14 protein-coding genes are annotated in these 17,411 nt (G+C 68.9%); 4 read left to right on the top strand and 10 right to left on the bottom strand.

What is annotated here, in order from left to right; all coding sequences use genetic code 11:
• Positions 1-25: 25 nt before the first annotated feature.
• The 10 genes from NBG84_RS06305 to NBG84_RS06260 all read right to left on the bottom strand — a co-directional run bounded on the left by NBG84_RS06305 (position 26) and on the right by NBG84_RS06260 (position 9,784).
• Positions 26-1,042: a thioesterase family protein gene (locus NBG84_RS06305; protein ID WP_250918275.1), complete on the bottom strand. Its 1,017-nt coding sequence runs from the start codon at positions 1,040-1,042 to the stop codon at positions 26-28.
• Positions 1,042-1,950, bottom strand: coding sequence for an alpha/beta fold hydrolase (locus tag NBG84_RS06300; protein WP_250918274.1), 909 nt, complete (start codon positions 1,948-1,950; stop codon positions 1,042-1,044). The genes NBG84_RS06305 and NBG84_RS06300 overlap by 1 nt, the downstream gene beginning before the upstream one ends.
• Complete coding sequence (locus tag NBG84_RS06295) at positions 1,950-2,933, bottom strand: beta-ketoacyl synthase N-terminal-like domain-containing protein (RefSeq protein ID WP_250918273.1); 984 nt, start codon at positions 2,931-2,933, stop codon at positions 1,950-1,952. The genes NBG84_RS06300 and NBG84_RS06295 overlap by 1 nt, the downstream gene beginning before the upstream one ends.
• Positions 2,930-4,129 (bottom strand): beta-ketoacyl synthase N-terminal-like domain-containing protein, encoded by a 1,200-nt coding sequence (locus NBG84_RS06290; protein WP_250918272.1) that lies wholly within the window; start codon positions 4,127-4,129, stop codon positions 2,930-2,932. The genes NBG84_RS06295 and NBG84_RS06290 overlap by 4 nt, the downstream gene beginning before the upstream one ends.
• The gene (locus tag NBG84_RS06285) at positions 4,126-5,358 is read right to left on the bottom strand and encodes a beta-ketoacyl-[acyl-carrier-protein] synthase family protein (protein ID WP_250918271.1); all 1,233 of its coding nucleotides are present in this window, start codon (positions 5,356-5,358) and stop codon (positions 4,126-4,128) included. The genes NBG84_RS06290 and NBG84_RS06285 overlap by 4 nt, the downstream gene beginning before the upstream one ends.
• A gap of 77 nt (positions 5,359-5,435) precedes the next feature.
• Positions 5,436-5,690: an acyl carrier protein gene (locus tag NBG84_RS06280; protein ID WP_250918270.1), complete on the bottom strand. Its 255-nt coding sequence runs from the start codon at positions 5,688-5,690 to the stop codon at positions 5,436-5,438.
• Positions 5,691-5,898: 208 nt separating this feature from the next.
• A complete protein-coding gene (locus tag NBG84_RS06275) occupies positions 5,899-6,117 on the bottom strand; it encodes an acyl-CoA carboxylase subunit epsilon (RefSeq protein WP_250918269.1) in 219 nt (72 codons plus the stop codon).
• A gap of 136 nt (positions 6,118-6,253) precedes the next feature.
• Positions 6,254-7,822 carry an acyl-CoA carboxylase subunit beta gene (locus NBG84_RS06270; protein WP_250918268.1) on the bottom strand — a complete coding sequence of 523 codons (1,569 nt, stop codon included), beginning with the start codon at positions 7,820-7,822 and terminating at the stop codon, positions 6,254-6,256.
• 199 nt (positions 7,823-8,021) lie between these two features.
• Positions 8,022-8,972: a TrmB family transcriptional regulator sugar-binding domain-containing protein gene (locus tag NBG84_RS06265; RefSeq protein WP_250918267.1), complete on the bottom strand. Its 951-nt coding sequence runs from the start codon at positions 8,970-8,972 to the stop codon at positions 8,022-8,024.
• A gap of 83 nt (positions 8,973-9,055) precedes the next feature.
• Positions 9,056-9,784, bottom strand: a complete 729-nt coding sequence (locus NBG84_RS06260; RefSeq protein WP_250918266.1) for a DNA-binding response regulator — start codon at positions 9,782-9,784, stop codon at positions 9,056-9,058.
• Between the two features lie 575 nt (positions 9,785-10,359).
• Between NBG84_RS06260 and NBG84_RS06255 the strand changes: the two genes are divergently transcribed.
• From NBG84_RS06255 to NBG84_RS06240, 4 genes are all read left to right on the top strand, one after another.
• Positions 10,360-11,133 (top strand): 4'-phosphopantetheinyl transferase family protein, encoded by a 774-nt coding sequence (locus tag NBG84_RS06255; RefSeq protein WP_250918265.1) that lies wholly within the window; start codon positions 10,360-10,362, stop codon positions 11,131-11,133.
• Between the two features lie 189 nt (positions 11,134-11,322).
• Positions 11,323-12,990, top strand: coding sequence for an SWIM zinc finger family protein (locus NBG84_RS06250; RefSeq protein ID WP_250918264.1), 1,668 nt, complete (start codon positions 11,323-11,325; stop codon positions 12,988-12,990).
• A 119-nt stretch (positions 12,991-13,109) separates the two neighbouring features.
• Positions 13,110-14,309, top strand: a complete 1,200-nt coding sequence (locus tag NBG84_RS06245) for a serine/threonine-protein kinase (protein ID WP_250918263.1) — start codon at positions 13,110-13,112, stop codon at positions 14,307-14,309.
• A 102-nt stretch (positions 14,310-14,411) separates the two neighbouring features.
• Positions 14,412-17,411, top strand: coding sequence for an SNF2-related protein (locus NBG84_RS06240; protein ID WP_250918262.1), 3,000 nt, complete (start codon positions 14,412-14,414; stop codon positions 17,409-17,411).

Genomic DNA, 17,411 nt, shown 5'->3' with positions numbered 1-17,411 from the left:
GCGGGGAGGGTTACCGGGCCCCGGTTCAGCCGGTGGGGCGCTCGCCGCTGAGCGCGCGCAGCACCCGCTCGTCGAAGTTGACCAGGCTCCAGTCGAGCCGGTTCTCGAACACCGCGTAGCCATGGGTGATCCGGCCGGTGGCGGTCTGGACGAGACGACCGTCCCGTACCACGTAGAAGTCGGTGCGTGCCGTGTAGGTGAAGTCCTTGAAGACCTCCTCCACGGTGAAGACCGTGTACAGGTCCTCCTCCATCAGCGCCTCGTCGAGGAGCCGCACCCGCGAGTGCGGGACCACCGGAATCCACTTGCGGTCATCCAGCAGGGTCTTGATGGAGATCCCCCGGTCGGCGAGGAAGAGGTCCACGACCTCCTCCACCTGGCGCAGATAGCCGGAGAGCTGGAGGCGCTCGTTGAAGTGGCAGTACGGGTAGGGGATGCGCCACTTCCAGCCGAAGGCGTTGGCGCCCGCGGTCAGCTGCTCAAGCACCGGGTCGGCGCCGGTGGTCCCCCGACCGTCCGACAGCGCTGTGGCCGGCAGCGCCGAGACCTCGCTGCCGTGGTGCCCGCCGTGCCCGATGAGGCCACCGAGGCGCGGCACCGCGTACGGCTCCAGCTGTGCCGGAAGCCCTTCGGCGGGCAGATAGCTGTCGATCCGCAGGGAGACCTTCACCTTGGAGGTGACCGCCTTGACCTCCTTGCCGTCCCGCTCGACGAAGAGGGTGACCGCCAGTGAGATCCGGGTGTCGCCCTCCTCCGTGGTCGGAGCGACGACCGCGCGGGCCACATCGTCCTGGTGGAAGGCGTGCAGGATACGGGTGTCCAGATCGACCAGGTCAAGGCCGAGCCCCAACTCCTCGAACAGTGCCCGGGAGGGGAGCCCGGCGGTACGGAAGTGGTCCAGTACCGCCTCCTCGACCATGTAGTTGACGTGCTTGAAGCCGATCCACGTGTTGATGTTCGAGCCCTCGTAGCGGGGGCGTACGTGGACGGTGGTCTCGGTCTCCAGGAGGGCCTTGAGGCCCGTTCCGGTCGCCAGGGTCATCAGTGGTGCTCCCTTGTCGGTGTGTCGGCCAGGGCCGCGGGCGGCCGGACGACGGTGTCGATGAACTCCCGGGTGAGGGCGGCGAACTCGGGCGCCTGCTCGGCCATCGCGAAATGGCCGGACTCGGGGAGGATGTGCACGGTCGCGTGCGGCAGTGCGTCGCCCAGGGCGTGGCTGTCGCGCGGGAAGGCCGCGAAGTCACGCCCACCTCCGACGATCAGCACCGGCACGTCCAACCGGTCGCAGCGCAGCTGCGGGGTCCGTAGATAGGTGTCGAAGAAGCTCATCCAGCCGTAGGGCCCGATCCGGTCCCGCACCTTGAGCGCCATGCCCCGGCGCAACTCGTCGGGGAGCCGTCCGCCGGAGCGGACCCGCAGCCCGTCGGCGAGGATGGCGTCGAAGCGGTTGAGGTAGTACGAGATCGAATCCCAGTCGAACGCCTCGGCGTGGGCCCGGTAGAACGGTGAGACCAGCACCACGGCCCGTGGCATCCGCACCCCACGCGGCGGTCCGGCCGGGTCGGCGAGCAGGGAGAGCAGTGCGTTGGCGCCGAAGGAGTGGGCGACAACCACATCGGGCCCGTCGGGCACCTGGTCCAGTGCCCGCCGAATCCAGTGGGCGGGGGAGCGGGCCGTCCAGTCGGGCGATTCCGTGGCCCGCCAGGGCAGTTCCGCGATCCAGTTCTCCTGGTCCGCACCGGCCGTGCGTTCCAGATACGCGTCCCAGACATTGCCGCCCCCGGCCAGACCGTGCAGGAACAACACCCGTGGGGCGCGGCTTTGACGCTCCGCACGCGGGGCTGCTCCCGCACCGCCCTCTGGACGTACGGAGGATTCCGCACCGCCATCGAGTCCTGAGGGGCTTCCCGTACCGCTTCTGCGTACGGAGACCGGGGTGGACGGTGACATCAGGCCGATGCCCCCACAGCGCGCAGCAGCAGTCCGGCGGACGCGTCATCGTGGTCGTTGCCCGAGGTCACCAGGACCGGGGGCTGCTCGATCGCTTCTCCCCCCGCGGCCAGCTGGCGTGCCGCGGTGGCGCACTGGAGCACTCCCAGCGCCCCCGACGCCCTGCCGAAGCGCTCGGTGAGATCGGTGCGCGCCACCCCGGCCAGTGGTGCCGGCGATGCCTCCCGGTGCCCCTCGGGGACGAACCAGGATCCCGGCTGACCGCTGTGGGTGGGCACCAGTCGGCGTACACAGGCCTCGACGCTGGCCTCACGGGCGTAGGAGCCCAGGACCGCGATGGGGGCGCTCCCGCGTTCGGCGGCGGCCGGGGCCGTCTCCAGCAGCAGGGCGACCGCTCCGTCCAGGAGCTCGGCGGCGGGCCGGCCGACGAGCCACTCCACCGGGCCGTTGTGTGTCTCCACCCCGATGACCAGGGCCCGTTCGGCCCGGCCGGCCCGGAGCATGGCGGCGCCCCAGTGCACGGCGTCCAGACCGGAGGTGGCTCCGTTGCACACCATCAGATTGGGTCCCTGAAGGCCGAATCGGATGGCGACGGACGAGGCGATGACATTGCTGGAGGCATTGGGCAGGCCCATGGGGCTGATGCCGTTGACCCCCTCCGTTGTGATGTCGGCGGCCACCTCGCAGACGGTGTCGAGATTGCCGAGGTTGGAGCTGACCACCACGGCCACCGAAGGCCCGGCCACCGTGAGCTGGTCCTTCGCCCACAACCCGGCGTCCGTCAGAGCGGCCAGAGCGGCGCAGAGCGCGAGTTGGGAGGCGCGGTCCTTGTAGCGCAGCCCGCGCTTGCCGATGAGGGCGGCCGGATCGACAGGGGGAGCCGTACCCGCGCGCGGAGTGGCGGTGTCCACCAGGTCCATCGGTCCTTCGACGCCCGGCAGCGCGGTGCCGATCCCGGTGATCAGGATGTCAGTGGTGCTCACAGCGCCGCCCTCTCCACAATGGCGACCGCGTTGACGCCGCCGAACCCGAACGCGTCCACCTGGGCCAAGAGCGGTTCGGCGATCCGCTGCTCGTCCCTGACCAGCCGGAAGCTCTCCGCCTCCGCGACGGGCTCACGTAGCCCCACCACCGGGGGGATCCGTCCGCCTTCGATGGCTTGGAGCGCCACGATCAGGCTGAGGAGTCCGGAGCCGCCCGAGGTGTGCCCGGTCATCGACTTGATGGCCGTCATCAGGGGGCGGGAGACATGGGAGCCGAAGACCTCTCCCACCGCGGTGGCCTCGGCCTCGTCATTGAGCAGGGTGCCGGTGCCGTGGAGCATGACGAGATCGATGTCCTCGGGCTTGACCCCGGCCTCCCGATGCGCCGTGCGTACCGCCTCGGCGATGCCGTTGGGGTCGGGCGCGGTCACATGGTAGGCATCGCAGTTCACCGCGACCGAGCGGAGCCTGCCGCGGACGGGGGCCCCTCCGTTGGAGTCGGCCCGCCGCAGGACGACCGCCGCCGCGCCTTCGCCCATCAGAACGCCCTTGCGCTCCCGGTCGAACGGCCGCAGCTGGTCGGGCGCCTCCATATGAACCCGGTCGAGGAGCCCGTACATACTCTCGGTGAGGGTGTCGACACCGGCCACGATGACGGTCTCGGCCTCGCCCGCGGCCAGCAGATCGCTGCCCAGGGCGAGCGCGTAGAGGGAGGCGGAGCACGCGTTGGAGAAGGTGTAGGTGCGAACCGCCCCGAAGCGCTCGCGCAGCGCGGTGCCGAAGTGCAGCCGCGCCAGGTCGAAGTCGGCGCCGTCCCGCCAGCCCAGCTCGGCCGAACGCAGCTCGCGCAGCCCGGTGCCGATGAGGATCGGGATACCGGCCAGGTCCTCGCCGAGCCCCGCGTCCCGCGCCGCCTCGGCGATGGCATCGAGCAGCCAACGGGTGGCCCGGCCCGGTGCGTCCGCACCCGATTCCGGCCGATCGTCGATCTCATACGCGTGCTGCACCCGGTAGCGACCGCGGTCGAAGGAGCGCAGTTCGGCCAGCCCACTGCGGCCGGCGCACAGGGCTTGGAAGATCTCATCGGCCGAACCGCCGACGCTGGCGACGGCGCCGATACCGGTGAAGACCAGATCCGGTGCGCCATCGGAGGGAGTGGAACGGCTCTGGGCGAATGCCTGGGGTTCAGTGGTCATATCCGGTCCGCCTCGTACTTGCCGAAGATCACGACGGAGTTGTTGCCACCGAAGGCCAGTCCGTTGTTCTGGACGACCCGCAGATCGGCCTCGACGGCCTGGTTGGGCACACAGTCCACATTGCACTCGGGGTCGGTCTCGACGTGGTTGATGGTCGGCGGGATGAAACCCTCGGTGAGGGCCAGAGCACAGCCGATCGAGGCGAGGGCACTGGCGGCCCCCATGCTGTGGCCGATCATCGATTTGATGGAGATCGTCTTCGGGGTGCGATCCCCGAAGACCTGTCGGATCGCGCGGGCCTCGGTCACGTCGTTGGCCTTGGTGCCGGTGCCGTGGGCGGAGATGAAGTCCACCTCTTCCGGCTTGACCCCCGCACTGTCGAGAGCCAGTTGCATGCACTGCGCGATGCTGTCCTGGTTGGGAGCCACCGGGTGGTACGCATCGCAGTTGAGCCCGTACCCGAGCACCTCGGCATGGATGGTCGCGCCCCGGGCGAGGGCGGACTCCAGGCTCTCCAGGAGCAGTACGCCGGCGCCCTCACCGGTGAGGACTCCCTTGCGGTCGATGTCGAACGGCTGGCACAGCTCCGGTGCGATGGTCCCGAGGCGGTAGAAGCCGGTGAAGGTCTTGCGGCACAGCGCGTCGGCGCCACCCACGAGGGCGTAGTCGATCTCACCCGCTCGCACCGCGTCATAGCCGTAGCCGATGGCGTAGTTGCCGGCGGCACAGGCGGTGGGCAGGGTGACCGCTTCCACCTGGGTCATCCCGAACTCATGGGCGATCGCCGCCGACAGTCGGCCGGCCGGCACCCTCGCGGTGACCACGGGGTCCATCCGCTCGGGACCGTGGCGCACCTCGGTCTCGACGAGGTGGTCGAGGTCGCGGGACTCGCCATCGGTGGTGCCGATGGAGATCAGACAGCGGGCGGAGCACAGGTCCGCGTCCGCCAGTGACGCGTCTTCCACCGCCATGCGCGCCGCGGTCACCGAGAACTGGCTGGCGCGGCCGAGGGTCTCGACTTCCAGGTTCTTGATCCATTGCCGGGCGTCGAAGCCTTCGATCTCGCAGGCGTTGGCATGGTCGTAGCCCGTGGTGTCGAACGAGGTGATCGGCTTTGCGGCGCTACGGCCGGATCGCAGCCCGGAGAGGAATTCGCTGGCTCCCAGGCCGATGCTGGAGACCGCGCCGAGACCTGTGATGACAACTCTGTTCGCCGGTATGTCAGACATGTTCATCCCGTTATCTGGCAGGCCGGCGAACCGGCCTTTCCTTGAGGTGCGTGTCCGTGACTGTGGCGCCGCCCGACCTACTTCCAGTCGGCGGCTTCCGCGACGACTTCGTAAACACCGTCGAGGTTGACCATCCGACCGAGTTCACTCTGGTTGATCACGACGTTGAAGGTCTTTTCGAGCGAAGCGAGGATTTCGATGGCGCGCAGCGAGTCCGCATCGTGGTCCTCCTTGAACCGGCTGGTCGACGTCACGTCATCGGGCTCGATCTCCAGAATGTCGCAGACGATTTCCTTGATGGTCTCGCGGCGTTCCGTGATGGTCGTGGACATGTTTCTTCCTGCTTTCGGGAGGGGAGGTTTCGGTCGGGTGGCGAATGCGCAAACCCTTGAACGATCTCGATGCTATTCACCTGGGAGAAAGTGACTCAAGGCCGTGTCCGTTAGCTGCCAGTCGGCCCCGCGCACGACGGCAGCGGACTGCCACTCCTGACACTTTCCGGACGCTCAGAGCCCGCTCGGAGCCTCCGCGGCGAATGGTTCAGGCGATTCGCTGCCAACTCGAAGGCGAGAGGTACGAGAGATATCCGAGCTGCCGGTGCGCGAGCCCGCGGGGGACGATCCGCAGAACCTCCGCCGAGCTCGGCTCGGCGGCCGATCCGGTGCGGGAGAGCAGCACCGCGGTCAGCGCCGCGAGTTCCTCGGGGGTGGGTGCGCCGCTCACGACGCGGAACAGGGGCTCCTCGGTGGGTTCGTTCACTTCTGGTCCTCTCCTGTTGGTGTTGGTGTTGGTGTTGGTTGCTCGTGCCTTCGGCTCCGGGCCGGGTACGGCTCCGGGTACGGGCGTGGGTTTTGGGCACGGCGTCGGTACGGTTCTGCGCATCCGGGTCCGGCCCTCACATGGGCGGGTTGCCGTGCTTGCGGTTCGGTAGATCGGCGTGCTTGGTGCGGAGCATGGCGAGTGAGGCGGCGAGCACCGATCTGGTCTCAGCCGGGTCGATCACGTCATCCACCAACCCGCGTTCCGCCGCGTAGTAGGGGTGCATCAGCTCCGACTGGTACTCCTTGATGCGCTGGGCGCGCATCGCCTCGGGGTCCTCGGCGTTCTGGATGTCTCGCCGGAAGACCACGTTCGCCGCGCCCTCCGCGCCCATGACCGCGATCTCGTTGCTCGGCCAGGCGAAGGAGAGGTCGGCCCCGATGGAACGGGAGTCCATGACGATGTACGCCCCGCCGTATGCCTTGCGCAGGATCAGTTGGATACGCGGGACGGTGGCGGCGCAGTAGGCGTAGAGCAGCTTTGCCCCGTGTCGGATGATGCCGTGGTGTTCCTGGTCGACTCCGGGCAGAAAGCCGGGCACATCCAGCAGGGTCACCAAGGGAATGTTGAACGCGTCGCACATCTGGACGAAGCGGGCGGCCTTGTCGCTGGCATCGATGTCGAGAACACCGGCCAGGGACTGCGGCTGGTTGGCGATGATGCCGATCACATGGCCGTCCACCCGCGCCAGTACGCACAGCACATTCATGGCCCAGCGCTCGTGGACCTCCAGGTATTCGCCGTGGTCAACGACCGCCTCAATCACCTTCCGCATGTCGTACGGCTGGTTGGCGTCCGCCGGGACCAGTTCGAGGAGTTCGGGCGAAAGGCGGTCGATCGGGTCGTCGCAGGGGATCGCGGGTGAGGTCGCGTGGTTGTTCTGGGGTAGGAGCGAAAGCAGATAGCGGACTTCTTCGATACAGGTCTGCTCGTCGTCATAGGCGAAGTGGGCCACGCCGGAGACCGCGGAGTGCACATCGGCGCCACCGAGGCCGTTCTGGGTGATTCGCTCTCCGGTGACGGCGTGTACCACGTCCGGTCCTGTGATGAACATCTGGGACGTTTCACGGACCATGAAGACGAAATCCGTGAGCGCCGGAGAGTATGCCGCCCCGCCCGCGCAGGGGCCGAGCATCACACTGATCTGCGGAATGACCCCGGAGGCAAGGCTATTGCGCTGGAATATCCCGCCGTATCCGGCGAGCGCAATGACACCCTCCTGAATGCGGGCGCCCGCACCGTCGTTGAGCGAGACCAAAGGAGCCCCCGCGGCCAGGGCCATGTCCATTACCTTGTGGATCTTCTGCGCATGCGCTTCGCCCAGTGCCCCGCCGAAGATCCGGAAATCATGGGCGTAGGTGAAAACGGTACTTCCGTTCACCGTGCCCCAACCGGTCACCACACCATCCGTGTGGGGCCTGCGGGATTCCAGACCGAAACCCGTGGCACGGTGTCGACGCAGCGGCTCGATCTCATGGAAGGAACCCTCGTCGAGAAGTAGGTCGATCCGCTCCCGTGCGGTCAACTTACCCTTGGCGTGCTGGGCTTTGGTCGATTCCTCGCTCGGCCCTCGACGTATCCGCTCCCGTAGCTCCTTGAATTCTGTGAGCCGGTCCGCAGCGCCAGCTTTCGGTAATCCGCTCATATGCGTTCTCCTGGCGGTCGGTGAAGTACCTGCGCCGGGATGGCCGGCCGCATCGGCGGCCCTGCTTCCGCAATGTGAACGGCCACCCGAAGGGAATCTAGATTCCTTCGGGCAGCCGTGCCATGTTCTTTCTGGGAGCTGTCAATAACCTGTCGGATCACCGGGCGATGAGCGGCCGGGAACGCGGTTCAGCCGACCGTCATTGGCACGAAGCTGCCCCGGGTGCCAGTCGGTTGAACCCACCGCGCGCGCCCCCTTTCACGGTACGGCGCACCGCGTCCTTCGCGGTGCGGTGCGCCAACTGGAGCAGCCCGGTGTCGGACGGGGACTGGGGGCAGTGGGGCGCTGCGAGTTCGACGCCGCCGGTGGGCGCCAGACGATGGGACGGCAGCAACTGGGGCTCGTTCACGGACCTGCGGTGCGGAGGCTGGAGCAGCCCGGCCTCAGCCGCACGCACCCCTGCCTGGAAACGGGACTTCGTGCCCAGAGCGTCCATGATCCCCGCCACATAGCGTCGGTAGGTCCGCACCGAGACGCCCAGTTCACGCGCCGCGGCCTGATCGGTCCCGCCGGCGTTCAACCGCTCCAGGATGGCCGCGGCCAGATCGGTACGGTCGGCGTTGCCCAGGTCGATCCGGCCGCACGGCACCGTGCCATGGCGCCAGGCACTCAGAAACAGGCCGTGCAGCGCCTCCAAAAGGGGCTGGGCCTGCACCAGTGAGGCGTGGGAGCCGGGCTCGGTGCGCACCAGCACCATCCTCCCGTCCACGATCACCGTCTCCAGATAGGGCACCCGCGCCACCCGGATCTGCAGCTTGTCGCCCTGGTCGAGGAACTCACGGAACGCGTCCTGTTCAAGCGCCGCGTGGGTACACACCACCCTGGCGCGGACCCGGCTGTCCTCGGCTTCCAACAGACTCCGCAGCGCGGCCAGCAGTTGAACCGTCTGCTCGGTCTCGGACGCGATCACCACGTCTATGGTGTGCCGGGCGCTGCCGATCAGCTGCGCTATCGCCTGCCGGACGACATTGGCGTCGGGGCCGACCGGCACCACCAATCGGCTGCGTAGTGCCCATTCGTGGTACTTGGACACCGCGGTGTCGATAAGGTCGCGGACCTCTCCGAGTGCCGCATCGAACTCTTCCCCCATGTTTTCTTCCCCCATGTCACTCGCGCCGGCCGACGGCGTGGCCGGACCGGGCCCCCGTGTGGGAGGCCCTGTGATTCCTTCTGTCACTCCCCTTGGGGGAGCAGACCAAGCTGCACGGCTCGCGCACCGGCCTGGAAGCGGGAACTCGCATCGATCTCCCGCATGATCTCGGCGACATAGCGCCGGTATGTCCTCAGCGGAATGGATAGTTCCCGTGCCGCGGCTTCATCGGTGCGGCCGTCTCTGAGGGACTCCAGGATGCGCCGACCCGTCTCGCTGCGCGCCCGGCCGGCCTCGGCTCCGGGCTTTGCGGGCGCGGCGCTCATCCATCGGGTGGCAAACAGCGAGGAGAGCGCGCCGGCGGAGGCCGGGTCGGAGATAAACGATGCCTGCCGCCCGCCACCTGGGCGATCCGACCAGAGCACCGCCGCGCGGGAGTCCACCACCACGGTCTCGCTCAGATAGGAGTCGGCGACGCGGACCGTGTACGAGAGGGCCGACTGGGTGAGGGCGGCACGGAACGCCCCTGAGTGCACCACAGGGGCGGCACACAACAGCCGCATATGCGCGTGGTGCCCCGGTCGGCTCAGCAGCTCCAGCGCGATGGCCGCCACCTCGGAGCCGGGCGCCTGGACGATGATGCCCACATCGGACCGGGCTGCGTCGATCAGTTGACCGCAGACGTCGACCGCGCTCTCCCCGGACTTCAGGATACGGACGGTGCCAGAAGCAGAAGCTTCTTCTCCATCGCACTGGGTGGTCTTGATGAGCTCTTGTAACTGTAATAACGCCCGGCCGACTTCATCGGCCACCGGGTTTCTTTCCGGAGGTCCCGGCAGTGACTTGGACTCCCGATTAACCACTGTCTCCCGCCCGCTGTTTCGAACGTTTGAACGTCGGACTAAGGCTATATCCACGGTAGCGATTCGGTCAACGAGGTTTATTTGGTGAAGTGTCAACGAAATGTTCTGCTATTGACTATCCAACCTTGTTTCATAAAGGCTGTCCGTGTCGGTGATGGTGCGTCGCTGGTGACTGGAACACATCGTGTGAGGCTTTTGTGCCGCAGGTGAAAAGGTGCGAAGCGTTGCTAGTTGGGTGCACTGATAGAGCACATGGCAGTCGCCTTCGGATAGCAGGGCAACCATCAATTTATGGGCCTGTCGTGCTGAGTATGAACATTTCGCAGGAAACTGCCGCTACTTCCCCTCATCGTCTGCGGTGCGCAGTGTGGTCATCACTTATGGTCACGAACCGGATCCCGGTTCGGTTCACCATGAAGCGTCATTGGCAGGCAGGTGCCACGCGCTTTGTGTGCTAGTCCTGGCTCGCTACGCTTGTCGCGCATCTTCCCGGCCCCTCGCGGGCGGCAACAGAACTGGCTGGCATGCCCACAACAAGTTCATCGGTCGCAGGGCTCGCCGCGGACCCCAACAGACCCGCCGTCGTCGACATCTGGTGGTGGATCACCTCCGGATCCGCCCCCGTCGACGCCCCCTCGGTCCTCAGCCCCGCGGAGCTCGCGGCCGCCGCCCGGCTCCCGCGGCAGCGCTCACAGGAGTACGTCGTCTACCGCGCCGCTGTGCGCCGCACCCTGGGCCGACTGCTCGACGTGCCGGCCGCGAGCCTGGTCTTCGGCAGGCGCCCCTGCCCCGAGTGCGGGGACCTGGAACACGGCCCACCTCGGGTGATCCACCCGGTCAACCCCTGGTGGATCAGCATCTCCCACACCAACGGCTGCGCGATGCTCGCGATCGCCCCGCACGAGATCGGCGTGGACGTGGAGAGGCAGCGCCCCATCTGGTCCGCCGACCTCGCGGCCAAGGTCCTCACCGCCGCGGAATGTGCCGAACTCTCCACCATCGGCGATCCGGTGCGGCGCGACCGTGGCTTCCTCGCCTGCTGGACCCGTAAGGAAGCCACCCTCAAGGCGGTCGGCACCGGCATCGTCACCGATCTCAGCGCCCTGGAGTCCCACCCCGCCACCCGAGGCCCGGTCCACCTCACCACCACCGTGCCGGGCGCCCCGACCAACTGGCAGGTCCATGACCTGGCCCTACCCGACCCCTATCTCGGCTCCCTGGCCTTCCCGGCTGCGGCGGGGAGCCGGATACGGTTTCGGGAGGTGACTACCGGACCCGATGGAGAGTTGGGGCGGTAGGCGCAACCAGGACCCGTGGCGCATCCTTTCGGGGAAGGCCCGGGGGAGTGGGAGTGGTCGACGACCTCACCGGCGGGGGTGCGGCACTGCAGAGTCGCGCCGTGCTGATCCCTGGGGTTGTTCGACCGGGCGGCCGTTAGGGTGAGGGCCGTTGAACGGAGCCCGAGTCACATCGGAGTGCGGAGGGTTGTGGGCAGTCTTACGGAAGCGAAGCTGAGGGCGCTGGCCGGGGAGCGTTCGTTCGAACGCGGACTCGCTTACGTCGACGCGGTGTCCGGGGTCGAGGTCGATGACGGCTGGATCAGGGCGTCGGTACGCGGCACGGAGCGGTATGAGGTGGAGCTGCGCCTGGGCGGGCGCCGAAAGCCGACAGGCGTGTGCGACTGCCCGTACGGCCAGGAGGGCAACTTCTGCAAGCATCTGGTCGCGCTCGGCCTGACCGTGATCGGCCAGGAGACAGACCTCTCCCAGCAGCGTGCGTCGGGCCGGGGCAGGGCACGTGGCCTCGACGCCTGGTTGACGGCCCTGTCTCGGGAGGACCTGGTCGCGCTCGTGCGGGAGGAGATGGCCGAGGACCGGCAGCTGCGACGCCGTCTGGAACTGAGAGCGGCGAGCGCTCGCGGAGATCTGGCCGAGGTCCGCTCCCGCATCCGTGAGCTGCTCGACATCGGACGCTTCGCCCAGTACGGATACGTCGAGTACGCCGACGCCCGTGCCTACGCCGACCAGGCAGGGCAGGCGGTCATCGTGATCCGGTCACTGACGACCTCCGGCCGGGCGGCCGACGCGATGGCTCTGGCCCGGGAGGCGATCGGGTTCCTGGCAGCCGTGGTCGAGAACGTCGACGACTCCGACGGATGGCTCGGGCGGATCGGTGGCGACCTCGCCGACGCCCACCACGACGCCTGCCGCGCGGCCCGCCCCGACCCGGAGGAACTCGCGCACTGGCTGGTGACGCACGCGCTCGACGACGCGGCCGATCTGACGGACATCGACCCCCTCGACTACGAGGGCCTGCTTGACGAGCAGGGAACGGCCGCCCTGCGCCGGTACGCGATGGAAGCATGGAAGGCGAACCGCACCGGCTGGGCCGAGAAGCACCTCATGCAGCGCCTCGCGAAGTCGGGGCGGGACATCGACACGGTGATCGCCGTACACGCCGCCGACCTCGCGCCGAACGGTCATACCCATCTGCTCATCGCCCGAGAACTCGACACCGCCGGCCGGACCGCCGAAGCCCTGGAATGGGCGGAACGCGGCATCCGCGAGACAGCGGACCTCGCCACCGTCGACACTGGCCTGGTCGACCACCTCGCGGACCGCTACACACGAACCCACCGCCTCGACGACGCCCTCACCCTGCGCCGCGAGCACTTCACGGCCCGCCGCACCCTGCTCACCTACCAGCAGCTACGTGCCGCTGCCAGGGCCGCCGCATGCTGGCCGACCGACCGCGACAGGGCACTGACACTTCTCCGCGCCGATGCCGAACGGGCGGGTGCGCACGGTGCCAGCGTCCTCGTGGACATCCTCCTCGACGACCAGGACCTCGATGCCGCCTGGCAGACAGCCGGCGAGTTCGGCGCTTACGACGGCCAGTGGCTCACCCTCGCCGACCAGTCCCGCCCTACCGATGCCCTCCCCGTCTACCTCCGCCTGGCCGCCCGTCTCACCCGTGAGACCGGCAATCGCGCCTACGAACAGCTCGTCAGCCTGCTCCTGAGCATCCGTGACTGCCATCACCGCCTCGGCACACCGGACGACTTCGCCGCGTACATCACCGACCTGCGCACCACCCAGAAACGCAAGCGGAACCTGATGCGATTGATGGACGACCACGGCCTGTCAGGCTCGTGACGACGACCGTCACGCGGCGGTACAGGGCGATGGAGGACCTGCATAGACTGCCTCCCGGTCCGGGTAGGTCCACCGCGCGGGATCGTGGGGTGCGGACCGCAAGGGGGAGGCGTGACACCGTGGAACCACTGAGGGACGACGACCCGAAGGAGATCGGGGGCTTCACGCTCGTGTGCCGGATCGGTTCCGGCGGCATGGGCCAGGTGTTCCTGGGCGAGTCCGCGGCCGGCCACCAGGCCGCTGTGAAGGTCATCAAGCCCTCCGTGCTCGACGAGGACACCCGGGCACGCTTCCTGTCCGAAGTGGAGAGCCTGCGCACCGTCTACGGCCCCTTCGTCGCGGCCTTCGTCGGCGCCGACGCGAGCGCCGATCAGCCCTGGCTCGCGGTCGAGTACGTCCCCGGACCCGACCTGCGCACCCTGGTCGCCGGGCAGGGGCCGCTGCCGCTCGTCGAGACCGCCAGCCTCGGAGCGCTGCTCGCCGAGGGCCTCGGCACGGTCCACGACGCGGGACTGCTCCACCGCGACCTGAAGCCGCAGAACATCCTGCTCTCCCCCTACGGCCCCAAGGTGATCGACTTCGGTCTCGCTGTGCTCGCGGAACGCCGCACCACCCTGACAGCCACCGGCTTCGTCGTCGGCAGCGTGCTCTGTATGCCGCCCGAGCAGGCCCGGGGCGAGCACCAGTTGGACCGGTCCGCCGACGTGTACGCGCTGGGCGCGGTGCTGCTCTTCGCCGCGACCGGGCGCTACCCGTACGAGGGGCCGACGTGGCAGGCCGTCGCCCTGAAGATCGAGGACCTGGCGACCCCTCCCGATCTGACGAACGCCCCACCAGAGCTGGTGCCGCTGATCACGGACATGCTGGCGCTCGATCCGGGCGCACGGCCGCTGCTGCCCGAGGTCACTGAGCGGCTGGTGCGCGTCATCCGGGAACAGGGTCTGAACGCCCTCCAGGCCAAGCGCCGCCTCACCGATCTGACGCCCGAGATCAGCGTGCCCCAGCTTCCCGCGCCGGCTCCCGAACCCCCGGCGGGAGCCGGCGCACCCGCCTACACGCCCGCCGTCATCGACCAGGCGGCGGTCGAGGACGACGAGCGGGGGCGCGCGCCAGTGACCCCGCTCGCGGACCAGGACCCCGACCAAGACCTCGACGGAGACGGCTCGGAGTCCGATGCCGCCGCCCGGCAGGAGACCACGTCCTCGCGCCCGGACACCCGTCCGCGCCCACGCGGCGGGGGGCCTGCCGTCCGGCCCTCCGCGCCCTTGAGGATCGCCGAGCAGATTCGCGCCGGGTACGCCCGCGAGGCCCGCTTCTGAGTAGGCGCGGCACCGCGCCCGACCCCGTACACCCGCCTTCCTCCCCGTGACAGACTTGCGGTGGCGAGAGCGACAACACACGGGAAGACGAAGGGGCCGCGAGTGACCGACCAGGGGGCGACGCAGGAGGGGACCCGGTTCCCGCCGGGCGCGCAGATCCTCGTACGGGACGAGGAGTGGCTGGTCCGCAACACCAGCACGACCGACTATGACGAGGAGAGGATCGAGGCGGTCGGCGTCTCCGAGTTCGTCCGGGACGAGGAGGCCGTCTTCTTCAGCGGGATCGACACGGTGGAACTCCTGGACCCGGAGAAGACCCGCCTCGTGCCCGACACCTCCTCGTACTTCCGGCGCAGCCGCCTGTTCCTCGAAGCGGCCCTGCGCAAGACGCCGCTGCCCCAGTCGGAGCGGGGCCTCGCCCTCGCCGACCGCTTCCTCCTTGACCCGCTCGTCTACCAGCAGCGCCCCGCCGAGCTCGCCCTGTCCATGCGCAACCTCCGCCCGCGGGTCCTGATCGCCGACGTCGTCGGCCTCGGCAAGACCCTGGAGATCGGCCTGACCCTCGCGGAGCTCATCCGCCGAGGCCGCGGCGAGCGCATCCTCGTCGTGACCCCGCAGAGCATCCTGGAGCAGTTCCAGCACGAGCTGTGGACCCGTTTCTCCATCCCGCTCGTACGGCTCGACTCGCTCGGTATCCAGCGCGTCCAGCGCGAACTTCCCGCGGGGCGGAACCCGTTCACGCACTACAAGCGCGTGATCATCTCCGTGGACACCCTCAAGAACATCGGCCAGTACCGGCACCACCTGGAGCGCATCCGCTGGGACGCCGTCGTCATCGACGAGTCCCACAACCTGATCAACCCGGGCAGCCAGCGCCGCGCCCTCGCCGAGACCCTCGCACCGCGTACGGACGCCCTGCTGCTCGCCAGCGCCACCCCGCACAACGGCGACAAGCGGTCCTTCGCGGACCTGATCTCCCTCCTCGACCCGGCCGCCATCGCCGACCGCGACCACTACGACCCGGCCCGGGACCTCGGGCACCTCTACATCCGGCGCACCAAGATCAGCCCCGAGGTCCGGGCCGAGATGGGCACCGAATGGCCGGACCGGGGCCCCACCGTCTCCCTCCACTGCGCCGCCACCGAGGCGGAGGAACGGGTCTTCGCCGAACTGGCCGAGCACTGGATTCCCGCCCCGCCGACGGACACGGAGTTCGGCACGGCCGGCCAGGACCCCGTCTCGGTCGCCGTCGAACCGGTCTTCGCCTACAACCTGCTCAAGACCTTCCTGTCCTCGCACATGGCCCTGGGCGAGACGGTCACCAACCGCGTCGCCTCCCTCGCCGACCGGGTCCGCAAGGCCGAGGAGAAGGGAGTACGCCCCGATCCGGCCATCGCCACCGAGCAGGCCGCGCTCGCCCGGCTCCGGAAGATCGTCGCCGGCATGGGTGACGGCACCGCTCCCGGTGACTCCGCCAAGCTCGACGCACTCCTCGCCCAGCTCAAGGAGATCGGCGTCGGCCCCAAGTCCCCCACGCGGGCCGTCGTCTTCTCCGAACGCGTCCGTACGCTGACCTGGCTCGCCGAGGTCATTCCCGCCCGCCTCGGCTTCCCCGTCGGACCCGAGGGCACATCAAAAGCCGTGGCCGTGATGCACGGCGGTCTCAGCGACGAGGAGCAGGGCAAGGTCCTGGAGTCGTTCGGCCTCGCCGACACCCCCGTCCGGCTGCTGCTCACGGGGGATGTGGCCTCCGAGGGCGTCAACCTGCACCGCCAGTGCCACCACCTCATCCACTACGACATCCCGTGGTCCCTGATCCGCATCGAACAGCGCAACGGCCGTATCGACCGTTACGGGCAGAAGCACGAGCCCCGGTTCCACGCGCTGATCCTCACCTCGGCCGCCCACGGCGCCAAGGACGACCGAACGGTCGCCGAGAAGCTGCTGCGCCGGGAGGAGGAGGCACACAAGCTGGACGGCACGGCCGAGGCCGTGTCCGGGCTCTACCGGGCCGAGGAGGAGGAGCGCCGACTGATCAAGGAACTGGTCCGGGGCGCCACCGTCGAGGAGTTCTTGGACTCGGCCCCCGCCGAGGACACCGCGCTCGCCGACCTGTTCGGCCAGGTGGACACGATCACTGAACAGGAGCTGCCCGCCCGCGCCGAGCTGATCTCCCTCTTCGACGGTGACACGGCCGACTTCGTCGCCACCGCCCTCGACGAGGTGTACCAGGAGCGCGCCGAGGCCCTGATCGGTCTGGCGTCGGGCACCGACGCCGAGGGCGGCGCCTACTTTTCCCTCTCCCCGGCCCTGGCACCCGACCTGCTGCACCGCCTCAAGGCCCTGCCGCCCTCCTACCTCAGGGAGCAGCGCGTCGCCGAGCGGATGCTGGTCACCTTCGACCGCACCCTCGCGCAGCGCAAGCTCAACGAGGCCAGGGACAGCAGCACCACGATGTGGCCCGACGTCTCCTTCCTCACCGACATCCACCCGGTGGTGGAGTGGCTGACGGACAAGGTCCTGGTCGAGTTCGGCCGGCAGGAGGCCCCGGTCATCACCACGCCCCACGTCGAAGGACCGGTCTTCCTCGTCCAGGGCATCCACTCCAACGCCCTCGGCCGCCCGACCGTGGTCCGCTGGATGGCCGTCACCGGGCTCGGCGCCGACGGCACCGGCACACCCGAGGTACGCCCCATGGCCGACGCACTGCGCGACGCGAAGGTCGGCCCGAGGCTGGCCCGTACCGGCGGCCCGCAGGACCCGGACCGGCTCCAGGCCCTCGTCCCGGCCGCCGTCGCCGCCGCCCGGCACCACCTGGACGCTGGCAGGGCGCAGTGGGAGGAGCAGATCAGCGGCCCCCTCGCCGCCTATCGCGACCATGTCGCCCAGTGGCGTGCCGATTCCCTGCTGCCCGGTGTCACCGGTCGCCGTGAGCGCACCGTCGAGGAGACCGCCGACGAACTGGCCCGTCTCCTGGACCAGTTGCACACCACCGGCCGGCCGCTCCTGCGAGTCCTCGCCGTCCTCGACCGCCCCGGCGCCCCGGACACGGCCGCCACCACCGACGCCGCCCACCCGTCCGACGCCCAGGCGGAGAACTGA

It is taken from the genome of Streptomyces albipurpureus, assembly GCF_023701525.1.
GTDB lineage: Bacteria > Actinomycetota > Actinomycetes > Streptomycetales > Streptomycetaceae > Streptomyces > Streptomyces albipurpureus.
This window is presented reverse-complemented; position numbering and strand designations above follow the sequence as displayed.

What these genes read in the sequence shown, in the direction of transcription:
- NBG84_RS06300 (WP_250918274.1), bottom strand. Translation starts at nt 1,950, where the DNA reads ATGTCACCGTCCACCCCGGTCTCCGTACGCAGAAGCGGTACGGGAAGC.
- NBG84_RS06280 (WP_250918270.1), bottom strand. Translation starts at nt 5,690, where the DNA reads ATGTCCACGACCATCACGGAACGCCGCGAGACCATCAAGGAAATCGTC.
- NBG84_RS06270 (WP_250918268.1), bottom strand. Translation starts at nt 7,822, where the DNA reads ATGAGCGGATTACCGAAAGCTGGCGCTGCGGACCGGCTCACAGAATTC.
- NBG84_RS06285 (WP_250918271.1), bottom strand. Translation starts at nt 5,358, where the DNA reads ATGTCTGACATACCGGCGAACAGAGTTGTCATCACAGGTCTCGGCGCG.
- NBG84_RS06255 (WP_250918265.1), top strand. Translation starts at nt 10,360, where the DNA reads ATGCCCACAACAAGTTCATCGGTCGCAGGGCTCGCCGCGGACCCCAAC.
- NBG84_RS06305 (WP_250918275.1), bottom strand. Translation starts at nt 1,042, where the DNA reads ATGACCCTGGCGACCGGAACGGGCCTCAAGGCCCTCCTGGAGACCGAG.
- NBG84_RS06265 (WP_250918267.1), bottom strand. Translation starts at nt 8,972, where the DNA reads ATGGGGGAAGAGTTCGATGCGGCACTCGGAGAGGTCCGCGACCTTATC.
- NBG84_RS06290 (WP_250918272.1), bottom strand. Translation starts at nt 4,129, where the DNA reads ATGACCACTGAACCCCAGGCATTCGCCCAGAGCCGTTCCACTCCCTCC.